This window comes from Legionella massiliensis (assembly GCF_000756815.1).
In the GTDB taxonomy this organism is placed as follows: Bacteria; Pseudomonadota; Gammaproteobacteria; order Legionellales; family Legionellaceae; genus Tatlockia; species Tatlockia massiliensis.
The window spans coordinates 567,729-582,225 of the sequence record NZ_CCVW01000003.1; the positions used below are offsets into that span (position 1 = coordinate 567,729).

Genomic DNA, 14,497 nt, shown 5'->3' on the forward strand with positions numbered 1-14,497 from the left:
AGCTTTCGCTGTACAATATCGCCCTTGACAAAAAATCACTTGGAATATTCATGTTAGAAGTTAATCAAATCACCCTTAATCTAGCTGATTTGGATGAGCGAATAAAAGCGCTTCGGGGGTATCTTTGACTTTGATAGTAAACGCGAACGACTAGAAGAGGTTGTGCGTGAACTAGAATCATCAAATATTTGGAATAACCCAGAACAGGCACAGGCGCTTGGGCGTGAGCGGGCGCAATTGGAGGCCGTGGTTACGCAGTTGCAGCAATTGGGACAATCAGTCATTGATCTAAGCGAACTCTTCGAGTTAGCGCGGGCTGAAGACGACGAGGCTGCGATCTCTGATGTAGCTGGTGAGCTTGAGTTAGTTGAAAAGCAGGTTGCTGGGCTTGAGTTTAGACGTATGTTTTCAGGCAAAATGGATAATTCCAATGTTTATCTGGATATCCAGGCCGGATCAGGGGGAACTGAGGCTCAAGATTGGGCAGAAATGTTGTTGCGTATGTATCTGCGTTGGGGTGAGCATCATGGTTTTACCACCGAGTTAGTGGAATGTTCGGCCGGTGACGTTGCTGGAATTAAAAGCGCAACCATTCATTTCAGCGGCGAATATGCCTACGGTTGGCTGCGCACAGAAACCGGTGTACATCGCTTAGTACGTAAGTCACCCTTTGATTCAGGAAATCGTCGCCATACCTCCTTCGCCGCTGTATTCACATCGCCTGAAATTGATGATGACATCGATATTGAAATTAACCCCGCTGATCTGCGAATCGATACCTATCGGGCGTCAGGAGCAGGTGGTCAGCACGTTAACCGAACCGACTCAGCAGTACGGATTACCCACGCACCCAGTGGTATCGTTGTGCAGTGTCAGACTGACAGGAGTCAGCATAAGAATAAAGATCAGGCGATGAAGCAATTACGCGCCAAATTATATGAATTGGAAATGCAGAAGAAGAATGCGGCTCAGCAAGCTTTGGAAGCAACCAAATCAGATATTGGCTGGGGTTCGCAGATTCGTTCCTATGTTTTGGATCAGTCGCGAATCAAAGATTTGCGCACAAACGTTGAAACCTCTAATACACAAGCAGTTTTAGACGGTGACTTGGACCAATTTATTGTAGCTAGCCTAAAGGCTGGAGTAGGGGTAGTAGCATGACAGAAGAACAACATTTAGATGAAAGCGAAGTCTATCAAATTCGCAAACAAAAATTAGAAGATTTAAGAGCTTCCGGCTTTAATTTTCCTAACCATTTTCGCCGTCAGTATTTAGCTGACAACCTGACTAATCAATATGGGGAAACAGAAAAAGAGGCTTTGGCCGAGCAACAAGTCAAGGTTGTTGTCGCTGGACGTATTGTTTTACGTCGTATTATGGGCAAGGCAAGCTTTTTCCATATTCAGGATGTTTCTGGCCGTATTCAGGTCTATGTTCGTCAAAATGATTTACCTGAGATGTATGAGCAATTTAAGCATTGGGATTTAGGTGACATAGTAGGCATTAAGGGTGAATTATTTAAAACAAATACCGGTGAGCTCACAGTAAATGCGGAGCACATCGAGTTACTGACCAAATCCCTGCGCCCCTTGCCTGATAAATTCCATGGTTTAGCTGATCAGGAAATGCGTTACCGCAAGCGTTATGTGGACTTGATTGCCAATGAGGAGAGCCGCCAGACTTTCTTGTTGCGCTCAAAATTAATCAAGGCTTTCCGCCAATTCATGGATAGCCACCAGTTTCTCGAAGTAGAAACTCCCATGATGCATCCAATTCCAGGCGGTGCTGTGGCTCGTCCCTTTGTGACCTACCATAATAGCTTGGATATGGAGATGTTTTTACGTATTGCTCCTGAGCTTTATCTAAAACGTCTGGTTGTTGGAGGTTTTGAACGAGTTTATGAGATCAATCGTAATTTCCGCAATGAAGGGCTTTCAACCCGCCATAACCCAGAATTTACCATGGTCGAGTTTTATCAAGCCTATGCTGATTATAACGACCTGATGACGTTCACCGAACATTTGCTCCATCATCTCTGTGATGTTGTTTTGGGTAGCCGTCTGGTTGAATTCCAAGACCATCAGATTGATTTTGGCAAACCCTTTGCTCGCATGAGTGTTAAAGAATCAATCTTGCATTACAACAAAGATATCAAGCCTGAACAGCTTGAGACTGTTGCATCTTGCCGAGCCTTGTTGGATCAATTCGGCTTTGCCTATAAAGAAGCCGATGGTTTGGGTAAATTACAAATGGTTCTCTTTGATGAAAAAGTTGAACAGCAACTCATCCAGCCAACCTTCATTACTGCTTATCCAACTGAGGTTTCACCCTTGGCAAGACGCAGTGATTCGGATCCAGAAGTGACTGATCGCTTTGAATTTTTCATTGCAGGACGTGAAATTGCGAATGGCTTTTCTGAGTTAAACGATGCTCAGGATCAGGCGGATCGTTTCCAAAAGCAAGTTGAAGAGAAGGAAGCTGGCGATATGGAAGCGATGCATTTTGATAGCGATTACATCGAAGCACTGGAATATGGTATGCCGCCAACAGCTGGTGAAGGTATTGGTATCGATAGATTGGTGATGTTATTTACCAATTCTTCATCCATCCGTGATGTAATTTTGTTCCCGCATCTGCGTCAGCATAATGTTTAAAGACAAGTAGCCTTGATTCTGCTTCGTGCATCCAGGCTACGGACTTTTAGACATTTGTAATGTCACGTCCCTCCTTGTCCCAACAGTACGTCATCCAGAGCATAGCGAAGGATCTCCGGGATTAGCACGGTGCCACATTCAGGAGATCCTTCGCTGCGCTCTGGATGACGTAAATAGATACATCCTACTGCCTTATTAAACGCCGATTTCCCTCTAACCCATAAGCCAATGTCGCCCGTTGTGGATTAATATCAATTCCACCACGTCGTGTGTATCTTGCAGAGACAAGCAAATTTTCAGGCCCGCAATGTTTCATAAGATCGACAAAAATCCGTTCAATACAGTGTTCGTGAAATTCATTATGCTCACGCAAAGAGATAATATATTTCAGTAGGCCGGGGTGGTCGATTTGCCGGCCTTCATAGCGAATAACCAGCGTCGCCCAATCAGGTTGATTGGTAATCGGGCAGTTTGATCTTAATAAATTAGAATAAAGTATTTCTTCGCAGAATTTTTCAGAGCTCGAGAGAAATTGCGGATGATAAGAATAGCAGTCAGTATGAATGTCATAGTCGTCCAGATTCAAACCCTCAGGACTGCTTAAGGGGCTTGATGAAAGAGCAGTTAAGGGCTCTAGGCTAAGCATTAGATTTGTTCCGCAAAGTTCGCTGAGATCAGCAACAATAAGCTTGCACAGCTCGTCTCCATTAGCAAAACGCAGATTATGCAAAGAATTCAAATAAAGCTTCAGAGATTTAGATTCAAAAATCCTAGGAGAATCCGCGGGAACAGTGAGCCTTGCCATGGCAACAATGGGTTTTCCCTGCAGGTTTAGCCAAGAAAGCTCATAAAGATTCCAAATATCACTGCCATGAAAGGGGAGAGGGCTAACAAGATCTAATTCTCGTCTATTTTCACTACGATCTAAAGCAAAGAGAAGCGATTTATCGTAGTTTGCTGCTGATTTGCTGGTCTTTCCTAGGGGAGAGTCTTTCAGGCTCGAAAAGTTGGTCATGGTATATCCTTGGCAACTGTTAAATTTAAGCTCAAAATATAATATAATTTTGCAGCCACTTTACCCCGTATTGTCTACGGGAATAGCCTTGATTGAATTAACATGTTGACTAAAGAAACACTTAAGATATTGAATGCTGAAACCGCAATTGTTCCCTATAAATCAGGTCTGAAGTTGCTAAAACCCAGCAAGCCTTTTCCTAAAATTCAGCTTAATGATTTACTTGCTCTAAGAATGAGCGTCTATTTCTTAGATGCGGAAAGTACGACCTATTGCATGAACGAATATGGTGCAAACTTATGTGGCTTTGATTCTGCAAGGGATTCGGTAGGTCGCACACTTAAAGATGTTGCTGACCTGGAATCTGCCAATCAGTTGATGCAAAACAGCCGCTCCATTTGCAGAATGAATAGAGTGCAGGTCTTTGAGGAGAGGCTATTAAATAATAAGGGCGCTGAACAAGCCATTTTTTCAATCAAATTTCCTTGGTTTAATCAAGACAATCAATTGCTTGGTTCTGCAGGGTTCAGCTTTAATTTACAAACCGAATCAATGCTTAGTTCTCTGCGCCAATTAAGGGAGTTGGGTCTATTCAATCAACTTACCATGCTGGTCTCCGATAATTTCTATGAAGTATTAACACCACGAGAAAACGATTGCGCTTACTGGTTAATCAGAGGCTATAGCGCAAAGCAAATTGCGCAGAAACTAGATTTATCCTTCCGTACAGTAGAAGAATATTTATTGAATATGAAATATAAAATGAAGGTCAATTCCAAGCAGGCCTTGATTGAGAAGCTAATTGATGGTTGATAAGTAATAGGGTAGTTTCCTTGCTTTGCTTATCTTTATTTTGACTGAATAACTTCATGAAGGAATCGAGGTCAATTGTCCATAAGCCAAGAAGCATTTCCTGACAGCGCATGGCTTCAAAGGAAGGTTTTGCCATTCCCGCGAAGGCGGGAAACCATCTCTATATTGGCACTGTGTTTAGCTAGAAATAGTTTCGTCGCCTTCGCGGGAATGACAAATGCCCTTAACTTAACGGCAGTGGGGCAGAAGGGGAGAGCAGAAACTACTTTTTCATCGCGCCCTTTATAATTCCAGCAATAGCAGTCAAGATGACTCCACCAACAGCCCCAGAACCCGCGTTCCCCATGATTGAATTCACAGTCATATCACCTAGACCCAGGCTATTTAAGAGCCCAACTGCCTGAGCAATATAGGTACCAGCTGCTCCGCCAATTAAACCGGCAATGGTATTACCCATAGCGCCAAGGCTTTTATCCTTCCATGCTGCGCCTAAAATATTACCGCCAATACCGCCACTAATTAAGCTAACTAGCAAAGCACTAATATCCATTTCTAACTCCCTTTAGTTGGTTAAGTGAAATCTAACTCTCTGATAAAAATTTAATGTCATCAATCATAGCGTTGATTCGAGCCTGAAGATAGTTATCATTTTTAGCTAGGGTTTTAGCGAGCTTAAGCTGCCGTACTGCATCCCTTTTACGTCCCTGAAGTAGTTGGCATTGGGCTTCTGTAAAATAAGCGTAGCTTTTACGATGAGCCGCAGCCTGGGCTTGCGCAAGTTCCTCGCATAAAACCAAGTCTTGCTTATATTGTCTTGAGCCTTTGAGCAGGATACTTGCTGCCTGCTCCGCTTTGCCTGCGGCAAGTAAGCCCTGGGCATAGGCCATAAGAGCCGCATAATTTTCAGGGTAATTTGCCTGCAAACTACTTAGGCGCTTCAACGCTGCATCGTATTGCTTGGTGCCTATCTCTGATTGGGCTATTGCGATTTGATAATAGAGATTATCGTGATCCTGATTAAGCAAGGGCTCAAGGATAGTTTGTGCTTGTTGATACTGGTTTATGCTAAGAAAGGTCAAAGCACGGCCATATTGGCAAGGGGAATTGTTAGCTCTTTTGCTGCATTCATGATGATAATAATCAAGCAGATGCTTGCTATCACTGCTGACTGAAACACGGATTACTTCCTTAAATAAACGATAATTCAAATTATCGGGGTAGTGCTTTTTTGCTAGGTGCTCACTGCGGTTTTCTGCTTCAGCAATACGATCTTCATCTAGGGGGTGGGTTCTTAAAATAGCTGGCGTGCTTGCCGTGTAATAATAACGGGTATGTTGCTGCATTTTTTTGAAAAAACCAGCCATTCCACGGGGATCTTGCCCAGATTTAATTAGCATATCGATGCCAATTCTATCCGCTTCCTTTTCCTTGGAACGTGTAAAGTTAATCCCATCTTGATCAAAACCACTCAGTGAAGCCATCAAGGCGCCAGAACCCAGGGTAGGATTAATTACGCCTAGGGCAATTGAGGCCAGTAAAGAGGCTAGCATAGGGACACGCATTTGTTTTTGATGCTCAATCATCGCGTAGAGATGATGTAAGCGTACGTGAGCGATTTCATGCGCCATAACCGCGGCTAATTCACTTTCATTTTGAGTGGCTAAGATTAGCTGGGTGTTTATACCAATATATCCTCCGGGACCAGCAAAGGCATTAATTTCACTGGATTTCACAATGAAAAAATAAGGGGTCGGAATATGGGCGAAGCGCGCCAGAGATTTGCCGAGATGGTTGATATATTGATTAGCTAAAGGGTTACGCTCAATACTGTCGGAGCGATTGATTAGTTGAATAAATTCCTTTTCCAGTTCCTCAAGCTCGCGTGTTGAATAGGGGGCAAGGGGGGATGAAGCTTGGATAGGAAAGACCTGCATCATAGCAAGAAGAAAACACAAACTTTGCTTTAGAAGCCTTCGTCCTGTTAGTTGGAACCACTGTCTCATGGGCCTGGTCAATTTATTGGGTACTCCCTGAGTGTTTTCGTAGCAGTATAACGCTGGGATTATAACACAGGCTTTTCTAATAGGCCTACACAAAACCTAGGTATGCTCCCCTTGCCCCTGCATCCCGTCATCCAGAGCGCAGCGAAGGATCTCCGAGATTAGCACGGCGCCTCGTTCAGGAGATCCTTCGCTGCGCTCTGGATGACGGGCTATGTTAGGGTGGCCTATTACCTAAAATTTACTCATAGACTACTCATAAATTGAATAACTTGTTATCATTCGCATTTTTTTACTATCGACTTCACTATGCACAACTACTTTATGCAAGCTGCTCTTGAACAAGCTTGGCTCGGACGGGGTAAATGTGCACCAAATCCCAGTGTAGGCGCGGTTGCGGTACATAAGGGTGAGATTATAGCTCGAGCCTGGCATAAGGGCGCTGGAACCGCGCATGCTGAGCAGCTAATCCTGCAGCAAATCCCCGCTGGAATCAAAGGCCTTGTTCTCTATGTAAGCTTAGAGCCTTGTAATCATTGGGGGAAAACTCCTCCCTGCGTTGAAGCAATTATCAGCTATGGTATTTCCCAGGTTGTCTATGGTTTTAGTGATCCCAACCCCCTAGTTGCTGCTAATAACACGCCACAGCTCTTGGAAGCCCATGGAATCAAGGTAGTGCATTATCCGCTGCCAGAAATTGACGCCTTCTATGAGAGTTATCGCTATTGGACTTTTACTAAAAAGCCGTGGATCACCGCCAAGATGGCGCAGTCTTTGGATGGCAAAATTGCTGGAGAGAATGGGGTCCGTGTTCATTTATCCAATACTGAATGCGCTGAATTTACCCATCTCAAACGCTCACAAACCGACCTTATTTTGACTACTGCAAAAACCATTAGCGCAGATGATCCTCTATTTACTGCTCGTATTGATGGGGATGAGCAGGGAAAAATTCTAGCAATCCTTGATAGCCAATTATCACTATCCAATAAGGCTAAGGTTTTTAGCAACGCAAAGCATTGTCATATCTACTATGATGAAAATATAAAGGTTAAAACGCCTTATACGAATTGTACTTACCATGCTGTCCCTGCAAAAAAAGGCTTACTTGATTTGCCATCTATCATAAAAAACCTTGGAGAGCTTGGTTTTCACGATGTTTGGGTGGAGGCCGGGGGGCAGCTGTTTTCTGCTTTGCATCGCGAGCAATTAGTTCAGAGAACCTATTTGTATATCGTGCCTTCGCTTTTAGGTCCTAAAGCTGTTTCAGCCTTTAACGGAGACAAGCTTTTCATAAATAAACCGAAAGTAAGTTGGCAGATAAAGGCTGATAATGTGATAGCATGCCTCGATTGGCAGGAGGGTTTATGTTCACAGGATTAATAGAAACACAGGGTGAAGTACTGGCTAATCATGCAGGAACGGTTGCTAATCGTCTGGAAATTAAAGCGGCATATCAGCAATTAGCGATCGGTGAGAGCATTGCTGTGAATGGAGTTTGTTTGACCTTAGTGCCTGAATCCAAAGACCATCTAATTTTTGATGTATCACCAGAAACCTTAGGATTGACGAATTTAGGTCAGTTAGCTGTTGGTTCTAAGGTTAATCTTGAGAGAGCCATGGCAGCAACAGCTCGTTTTGGTGGCCACTATGTTAGCGGACATATCGATACAACAGCCCGCCTTAAAGAAGTGACTAAGGTCGGTGATTATACTGAGATAGTTGTTGGTGATTTTGCAGCTTATGCTAGCATGTACCTTTTGCCTAAAGGCAGCATTACCCTTGATGGGGTGAGTTTGACAATAAACGCGGTAACTGATGGTGATATTAAACTTATGCTGGTTCCGCACACCTTAGCACAAACAACTTTTGGCCAGTTAGAGCTTGGTCAACGTTTAAATGTGGAATTTGATTATTTGACCCGTATCGTTGCGCATCAGCTTCAGGTAGCAGGGCAGTTGAAAAATGAGGTTGAATCGATATGACAAGTCCTTTTGCAACCACTGAGCAAGCGATCGAGGCCTTAAAGGCTGGTCAGATGATTATGCTTTTGGATGATGAGGCGCGTGAAAACGAAGGCGATTTGGTTATTGCTGCTGAGCATGCTACTGCGGATGCGATTAATTTTATGGCTCGTTTTGGACGTGGTCTGATTTGTTTACCCATGGCTGAGGAACTTATCGATAAGTTGCAATTGCCAATGATGGTCGCTACCAACCGTTCACCTTATGGCACTGCTTTCACTGTGTCGATAGAGGCTGCCACTGGCGTATCTACCGGTATTTCTGCTCAGGATCGTGCAAGAACCATTCAAGTAGCAATTTCTGATGAAGCCTCACCCCAGGCTGTCATTTCACCGGGGCATGTATTTCCTTTACGTGCTAAAGCAAGAGGGGTCTTAGAGCGAGCAGGGCAGACAGAGGGTTCAGTGGATTTTGCGCGCCTAGCTGGTTGTAAGCCTGCGGCTGTTATTTGTGAAATTATCAGTGAAGATGGCACAATGAGTCGCCGCGATGAATTGGCAAAATTCTCAAAAGAACATGGGCTTCCTATGGTCACAATCAAAGATCTGATTGATTACCGAATTCGACATGAAGTCCTGGTCGAAGAAGTAGCAACTACCCGCATTCCCCTCAATGGGCATGGCGACTTCGCTATGACAGTTTTTGCTAATAAGCTCGATTCTGCCGAACATTTTGCCCTTGTCAAAGCACCGCAAATCAACAATCAGATTCCTTTAGTGCGGATTCACTCTGAATGTATTACTGGCGATGTTTTCGGATCATGCAAATGTGATTGCGGTAGCCAATTACAGCAATCTCTGGATTTAATTGCAAAAGAAGGTGGAGTCTGTATTTATCTGCGGCAGGAAGGGCGGGGAATAGGCTTGGCCAACAAATTAAAGGCTTATGCTCTTCAAGAGCAAGGCTTTGATACCGTCGATGCTAATTTAAAATTAGGATTCCCAGCGGATAACCGTAACTATGCTGTGGCATTTCAAATTTTACGATATTTGGGACTAGATGCTATTCGCTTACTTACCAATAATCCTAAGAAGATAGAGGCCATTGAGAAATATGGGATAAAAGTTTCCCAACGTATTCCTCTGACAGTAGAGCCAACGCCTGAGAATCGAGAGTATCTGAAAACCAAGCAACAGAAACTTGGGCATTTGCTCGCTATAAAAGATTAAAAAAGAAACCCTCATCCGCCCTTCGGGCACCTTCGCTCCTCAGGGGAGAAGGTGCCCGAAGGGCGGATGAGGGGTGGCTGATTCGAAGCTCTTTTCTTTGTTAACAGCCCCTAACCCATTCCCAGGCTATCCCGATCTTCATTTGAGATCGAGCTAGAAGAACTAGAAGAACTAGAACAGCTAACCAAGCTCTCCTCAGCAGGGAGTTTATCCCCACCACGCTTAAAGAAACGATCAAGCCCATAGCGCTTCTGCTGACTGCTCGAAGGTAAAGAGGGTGAGTCAACATTTTCAAAGGACTCAGGGTCAAGGTACTCTAATTCCTTGAGTAGCTCTGCCAATTCAAACCTTTCTATCTGTTTAATTAATGTCTGGCAGACAAGATGAAAGCTCGCAGTTTCCGGAGCTTTCGCCAGTTCGTTTAGCCAAGCTTGCAGTACATCTGCTGGATATTCGCTGATGATACGACTCAATGAGGCTAGGTCACCCCGACATAAATCATGTTTTTCTTCTTCCTTAAGGACAATCGGCCAACCAGCTCTGGATAGTCGGTCAGATACTATCGCTAAGGCTAAAAGTCTATATGACAATCTGTCTTCAGTATCATGAAAAAAGGGTTTCAGCACCATGGGGGTTTTATGGTCAGAAGCTATTAAGAAGTTAACTGCCTTAGCCGATCCGTTAAGTGCATCTTCAAAGAAATAGATGCCATCAGGGGTATATCCTATCGGCATCGAGCACAATCCTGAGAGCCTACCTTTGAGGAAGTCAATTATTGTATCCTCATCAAAACATTCGGCCTGTGGGTCGGCTCTTTTTAGAATGTTAAGATTCATCTGCGCTCGTTTAGCTAATTCCTCGGTAATTAGCTCAGATTGGCAATCTGGACCTACATGAACGCCGCCCTCAAAAAGAGCGTCGATTGAAACGGTATTCTGCTCCCTGATAGCCTCTTCAAGTGCCTCAATGCTACCGGAAGCGTCACGAGCAAGAATTTTCCTTATGATATTTGCATTAGCGAGTTTAGCGGCGCTCAAAAGAGTCTTTTTCCCATTGATCTCAATATTATTTTTTTCTAGCAGACGATCCACAATTTCAATGTTTCCCTTTCGCAAAGCAGTATTCAGTAAATTGTCTTTTGTTATTAGTGATTCATCAGGCAAAGTTAAAAAGAAATTCAAAACGTCGATAAATCCAAAATTTATTGCCACTATGCAGTTAGGGCGATCACATCGGTCTATATACAGACCATGAATCATCAGAGACTTGATAAATTCCAGGTCATTTAGGCCGGTAGCTAATTGGAAAATATTGGGAAATTTTCCTAGAAGACGATTATTGTTCAGACTTTTGGTTATTAATTCTCTGCTGATAGGTTGCCGGCATATTAAAGCCCAGTATAGTGGTGTAAGAGGTCTTTGCTCTTCTAAGGCCTGATTTTCTTGATACCATGCTATAGCTTTTGTGAATAGCTCAGAGGCAAGATCTTTAGGAAGACGATGATGGACCAAGGCGGCAAGATTTATAAGACGCTTCTGAGATGCTACACGATGAAGGTTATTCAGCACCCTTATAATTTGCATTAAGAGAAGCGCTTTGTCAGCCTCATCTAAGGCATGAGTACTTAGATCAATATTCTCAAGTGAAAAAAGCTTGGTGAATAGAGCCTTAATTTTTTGCCCTTCTTCTGGGGTATCTAGCGCTTTCGCAGTGTCACTTAACATTCGAAGATAGTGAGTTTTCCAGCCATCACTTGTTTTTCTCGTAAGAGGGTCATAGGAGCTTGGAAAATGATTGTGTCCCAGCTTTTCCCAATCTCTTGGTGCTCTGGCAGAACTACTATTGGATGAACTTGATGAGGCTAGGTTAGAAAGGATTCTACTTGCGGATGTTGTTGCCCTTTGGCGTTTACCCCTAGCTTGCGAGGATTGGAAGGGTTCACGTTTGGATCGCATACTAATTCTTCTCCGGTATACGAGTAAATAATTAAGGGATTGTCTTAGTTTCGAATTAAGAGAAGCTTAAGAATGTGCTTTTGTTTTTAATATTAAGAATTAAAAAATACTTTATTGCAGACGAGTATTGATTAAAATCAAATTTTTTGTCTGATTTAATTTTTTCCAACTTGGTATTTCTTGTGCTAGTCTTGGATCATTTTTGCCGCACAAGAATTCTCTTGTTATTTCATTTTTAGTTTTGTTAAAATTGAGCCCCGTTTACATGCGCCTAATTTTTTGTCGCTTGAGCGGCAGTTTTAGCATTTCAAACGGGATCAATTATGACTAATTATATTTTTATTACTGGTGGTGTTGTTTCTTCTTTGGGAAAAGGCATTGCTTCAGCTTCACTTGCCGCTATTCTTGAGGCCCGCGGTTTAAGTGTTACCCTCATTAAACTTGATCCTTACATAAATGTTGATCCCGGCACAATGAGCCCCTTTCAGCACGGTGAAGTTTTCGTGACTCATGATGGCGCAGAAACCGATCTTGATCTTGGGCATTATGAACGCTTTGTCCGTACGACGATGACTAAGCGAAATAATTTTACCTCAGGCAAAATTTATGAGTCCGTTATTAAAAAAGAGCGCCGCGGTGACTACCTAGGGGGTACAGTTCAAGTAATTCCCCATATTACTAATGAAATTAAACGTTCTATTAAACAGGGCGCAGATAGCTATGATGTCGCGATGATTGAGATTGGTGGAACAGTTGGTGATATAGAGTCTTTACCCTTTCTGGAAGCGATTCGCCAGATGCGTATAGAGCTTGGGTCGCAACGCTCGCTGTTTATTCACCTAACCTTGGTACCCTATATTCCTACCTCTGGTGAGACAAAAACGAAGCCAACCCAACATTCAGTCAAAGAATTACGTTCGATTGGTATACAACCTGATATCCTCATTTGTCGTTCTGAAAAACCCTTGTCCATGACTGATAGGGCTAAGATTGCCTTATTTACAAATGTTGAGAAGGAAGGGGTTATTTCCCTGCAGGATGCCAAGAGCATTTACCAAATTCCTATGATCCTGCATGAGCAAGGCTTAGATGAAATTGTGGTGAAAAAATTAGGGCTTGATATTAAACCTGCCGATTTGAGTGAATGGCAGCGTGTTGTTGATGCCCAGGCAATCCAGACAGAAACCGTCAAAGTTTGTATGGTGGGTAAATATACCGAGTTAAATGATGCTTATAAATCAATTAATGAAGCGCTCATCCATGCTGGTATTCACACGCAAACCAAGGTTGAAATTAGTTATCTTGATGCCGAGTTAATTGAAAAGCATGGCCCTGATTTATTAGCGAATGTTGATGCAATCCTGGTTCCCGGGGGCTTTGGTGAGCGTGGAGTTGAAGGAAAAATCAGGGCGATCCAATATGCCCGTGAATCGAAGATTCCTTTTCTTGGAATTTGCTTAGGCATGCAAACCGCAGTTATTGAGTTTGCACGTAATGTCGCTGGACTTAAGGGCGCAAACTCGACAGAGTTTGACAAAACGACTTCTTATCCGGTTATTGCCTTAATTACTGAATGGTTAGAGGCTGATGGCAGTGTCAATCTTCGCGATGAAAATACGGATCTGGGTGGAACAATGCGTTTAGGTGCGCAGCTCTGCCAAGTTGATAAAGATTCAAGAGCCTTTGAAATCTATGGTCAACCACAAATTATCGAGCGCCATCGTCATCGCTATGAGGTTAATAATCGCTATGTTGAGGCTCTGGTGCAAAAGGGGCTGGTTGTTGCTGGGCGTTCTGCCGATGGCACCTTGGTTGAAATGATAGAGCTGGCAGACCACCCTTGGTTTGTTGCTTGCCAATTCCATCCTGAGTTTACCTCCACCCCCCGTGATGGGCATCCGCTTTTTACACAGTTCATCTTAGCTGCGCGCAAAAATCATCAACAGAAGGAAAAAGCATGAAATTATGTGGTTTTGAAATAGGCATAGACTCACCTCTATTTTTAATTGCTGGGCCTTGTGTTATTGAGAGCGAAGCGCTGGCTTTAGAAACAGCGGGATACCTCAAAGAAATTTGTGCAGCACTTAAATTGCCCTTTATTTATAAATCGTCCTTTGATAAAGCTAATCGTTCATCAATTAACAGTTATCGAGGCCCAGGCTTTGAAAAGGGCTTGATGATTTTGGAAAAGGTCAAAGCGCAAATTGGCGTTCCCGTGTTGACTGATGTTCATGAAGATACACCCTTATTAGAGGTGTCTTCAGTAGTTGATGTGCTGCAAACCCCTGCTTTCTTATGCCGCCAAACCAATTTTATTCAAAAAGTTGCGGCAATGAATAAGCCTATCAATATCAAAAAAGGCCAGTTCCTTGCGCCCTGGGAAATGAAGCATGTTGTTGCTAAAGCAAAGGCTAGTGGCAATGAGCAAATTATGGTTTGCGAGCGAGGCGCCACCTTTGGTTATAACAACCTGGTGTCTGATATGCGTTCTCTGCAAATCATGCGCGAAACAGGCTGTCCTGTAGTCTATGATGCAACACATTCCGTACAATTGCCCGGCGGCAACGATGGTACCTCAGGTGGCCAGCGTGAGTTTGTTCCAGCCTTAGCAAGGGCTGCTGTTGCAACGGGGATCTCTGGACTGTTTATGGAAACCCATCCTGACCCTGATAAAGCGCTGAGTGACGGCCCAAATAGCTGGCCTCTTGCCAAAATAAAAACACTGCTGGAAACACTCATGGCTATTGATAAGGTTGTTAAAACGGCAGTGTTATAACCTTTTTTTTGGGTGAGGGGGCTTTAAAGGTGTCGCGAAGCGGCTACAAAACCAATAATGTTGCTTGCGCAAGCTGATTTACCCTTCTCTC

Annotated in this window: 12 protein-coding genes; 8 read left to right on the forward strand and 4 right to left on the reverse strand. The window is 43.5% G+C overall.

Annotated features, from left to right (window positions below; all coding sequences use genetic code 11):
* Window positions 1-50: 50 nt before the first annotated feature.
* Both prfB and lysS read left to right on the forward strand, forming a co-directional pair.
* Window positions 51-1,161 (forward strand): peptide chain release factor 2 gene (gene prfB / locus BN1094_RS13960; RefSeq protein ID WP_099909023.1). Its coding sequence is split into 2 segments (ribosomal slippage): window positions 51-125 and window positions 127-1,161, totalling 1,110 coding nucleotides; the frame shifts between segments, so codons are not numbered across the junction.
* Window positions 1,158-2,654 carry a lysine--tRNA ligase gene (gene lysS / locus BN1094_RS13965; protein WP_044011699.1) on the forward strand — a complete coding sequence of 499 codons (1,497 nt, stop codon included), beginning with the start codon at window positions 1,158-1,160 and terminating at the stop codon, window positions 2,652-2,654. Before prfB ends, lysS begins: the two co-directional genes overlap by 4 nt.
* A 184-nt stretch (window positions 2,655-2,838) precedes the next feature.
* Here lysS and queF read toward each other — a convergent pair whose 3' ends face one another.
* The gene (queF, locus tag BN1094_RS13970) at window positions 2,839-3,669 is read right to left on the reverse strand and encodes an NADPH-dependent 7-cyano-7-deazaguanine reductase QueF (RefSeq protein ID WP_044011700.1); all 831 of its coding nucleotides are present in this window, start codon (window positions 3,667-3,669) and stop codon (window positions 2,839-2,841) included.
* A gap of 102 nt (window positions 3,670-3,771) precedes the next feature.
* On the opposite strand from queF, the gene BN1094_RS13975 reads away from it, so the two are divergent.
* Window positions 3,772-4,482: a helix-turn-helix transcriptional regulator gene (locus BN1094_RS13975; protein ID WP_044011701.1), complete on the forward strand. Its 711-nt coding sequence runs from the start codon at window positions 3,772-3,774 to the stop codon at window positions 4,480-4,482.
* A gap of 262 nt (window positions 4,483-4,744) precedes the next feature.
* Here BN1094_RS13975 and BN1094_RS13980 read toward each other — a convergent pair whose 3' ends face one another.
* Together BN1094_RS13980 and BN1094_RS13985 are read right to left on the reverse strand one after the other, a co-directional pair.
* The gene (locus tag BN1094_RS13980; RefSeq protein ID WP_044011702.1) at window positions 4,745-5,032 is read right to left on the reverse strand and encodes a hypothetical protein; all 288 of its coding nucleotides are present in this window, start codon (window positions 5,030-5,032) and stop codon (window positions 4,745-4,747) included.
* 31 nt (window positions 5,033-5,063) lie between these two features.
* Window positions 5,064-6,419: a M48 family metalloprotease gene (locus tag BN1094_RS13985; RefSeq protein WP_245614354.1), complete on the reverse strand. Its 1,356-nt coding sequence runs from the start codon at window positions 6,417-6,419 to the stop codon at window positions 5,064-5,066.
* A gap of 372 nt (window positions 6,420-6,791) precedes the next feature.
* On the opposite strand from BN1094_RS13985, the gene ribD reads away from it, so the two are divergent.
* From ribD to BN1094_RS14000, 3 genes are read left to right on the forward strand one after another with little or no spacing between them, the layout of a single operon-like run.
* Complete coding sequence (gene ribD / locus BN1094_RS13990; RefSeq protein WP_044011704.1) at window positions 6,792-7,865, forward strand: bifunctional diaminohydroxyphosphoribosylaminopyrimidine deaminase/5-amino-6-(5-phosphoribosylamino)uracil reductase RibD; 1,074 nt, start codon at window positions 6,792-6,794, stop codon at window positions 7,863-7,865.
* A complete protein-coding gene (locus BN1094_RS13995) occupies window positions 7,850-8,467 on the forward strand; it encodes a riboflavin synthase (protein WP_044011705.1) in 618 nt (205 codons plus the stop codon). The genes ribD and BN1094_RS13995 overlap by 16 nt, the downstream gene beginning before the upstream one ends.
* Window positions 8,464-9,675 (forward strand): bifunctional 3,4-dihydroxy-2-butanone-4-phosphate synthase/GTP cyclohydrolase II, encoded by a 1,212-nt coding sequence (locus tag BN1094_RS14000; RefSeq protein WP_044011706.1) that lies wholly within the window; start codon window positions 8,464-8,466, stop codon window positions 9,673-9,675. The genes BN1094_RS13995 and BN1094_RS14000 overlap by 4 nt, the downstream gene beginning before the upstream one ends.
* Window positions 9,676-9,785: 110 nt before the next feature.
* Here BN1094_RS14000 and BN1094_RS14005 read toward each other — a convergent pair whose 3' ends face one another.
* A complete protein-coding gene (locus tag BN1094_RS14005) occupies window positions 9,786-11,630 on the reverse strand; it encodes an ankyrin repeat domain-containing protein (RefSeq protein ID WP_044011707.1) in 1,845 nt (614 codons plus the stop codon).
* Window positions 11,631-11,953: 323 nt separating this feature from the next.
* Between BN1094_RS14005 and BN1094_RS14010 the strand changes: the two genes are divergently transcribed.
* Both BN1094_RS14010 and kdsA read left to right on the forward strand, forming a co-directional pair.
* Window positions 11,954-13,591, forward strand: a complete 1,638-nt coding sequence (locus BN1094_RS14010) for a CTP synthase (RefSeq protein ID WP_044011708.1) — start codon at window positions 11,954-11,956, stop codon at window positions 13,589-13,591.
* A complete protein-coding gene (gene kdsA / locus BN1094_RS14015) occupies window positions 13,588-14,406 on the forward strand; it encodes a 3-deoxy-8-phosphooctulonate synthase (protein ID WP_044011709.1) in 819 nt (272 codons plus the stop codon). The genes BN1094_RS14010 and kdsA overlap by 4 nt, the downstream gene beginning before the upstream one ends.
* Window positions 14,407-14,497 lie beyond the last annotated feature (91 nt).

Excerpts from the sequence above, each read along its gene's own strand:
- kdsA (WP_044011709.1), top strand. The coding sequence starts at position 13,588 with ATGAAATTATGTGGTTTTGAAATAGGCATAGACTCACCTCTATTTTTA.
- queF (WP_044011700.1), bottom strand. The coding sequence starts at position 3,669 with ATGACCAACTTTTCGAGCCTGAAAGACTCTCCCCTAGGAAAGACCAGC.
- BN1094_RS13995 (WP_044011705.1), top strand. The coding sequence starts at position 7,850 with ATGTTCACAGGATTAATAGAAACACAGGGTGAAGTACTGGCTAATCAT.
- BN1094_RS14000 (WP_044011706.1), top strand. The coding sequence starts at position 8,464 with ATGACAAGTCCTTTTGCAACCACTGAGCAAGCGATCGAGGCCTTAAAG.
- BN1094_RS14010 (WP_044011708.1), top strand. The coding sequence starts at position 11,954 with ATGACTAATTATATTTTTATTACTGGTGGTGTTGTTTCTTCTTTGGGA.
- BN1094_RS13985 (WP_245614354.1), bottom strand. The coding sequence starts at position 6,419 with ATGATGCAGGTCTTTCCTATCCAAGCTTCATCCCCCCTTGCCCCCTAT.
- BN1094_RS13975 (WP_044011701.1), top strand. The coding sequence starts at position 3,772 with ATGTTGACTAAAGAAACACTTAAGATATTGAATGCTGAAACCGCAATT.
- BN1094_RS13980 (WP_044011702.1), bottom strand. The coding sequence starts at position 5,032 with ATGGATATTAGTGCTTTGCTAGTTAGCTTAATTAGTGGCGGTATTGGC.
- lysS (WP_044011699.1), top strand. The coding sequence starts at position 1,158 with ATGACAGAAGAACAACATTTAGATGAAAGCGAAGTCTATCAAATTCGC.
- BN1094_RS14005 (WP_044011707.1), bottom strand. The coding sequence starts at position 11,630 with ATGCGATCCAAACGTGAACCCTTCCAATCCTCGCAAGCTAGGGGTAAA.
- ribD (WP_044011704.1), top strand. The coding sequence starts at position 6,792 with ATGCACAACTACTTTATGCAAGCTGCTCTTGAACAAGCTTGGCTCGGA.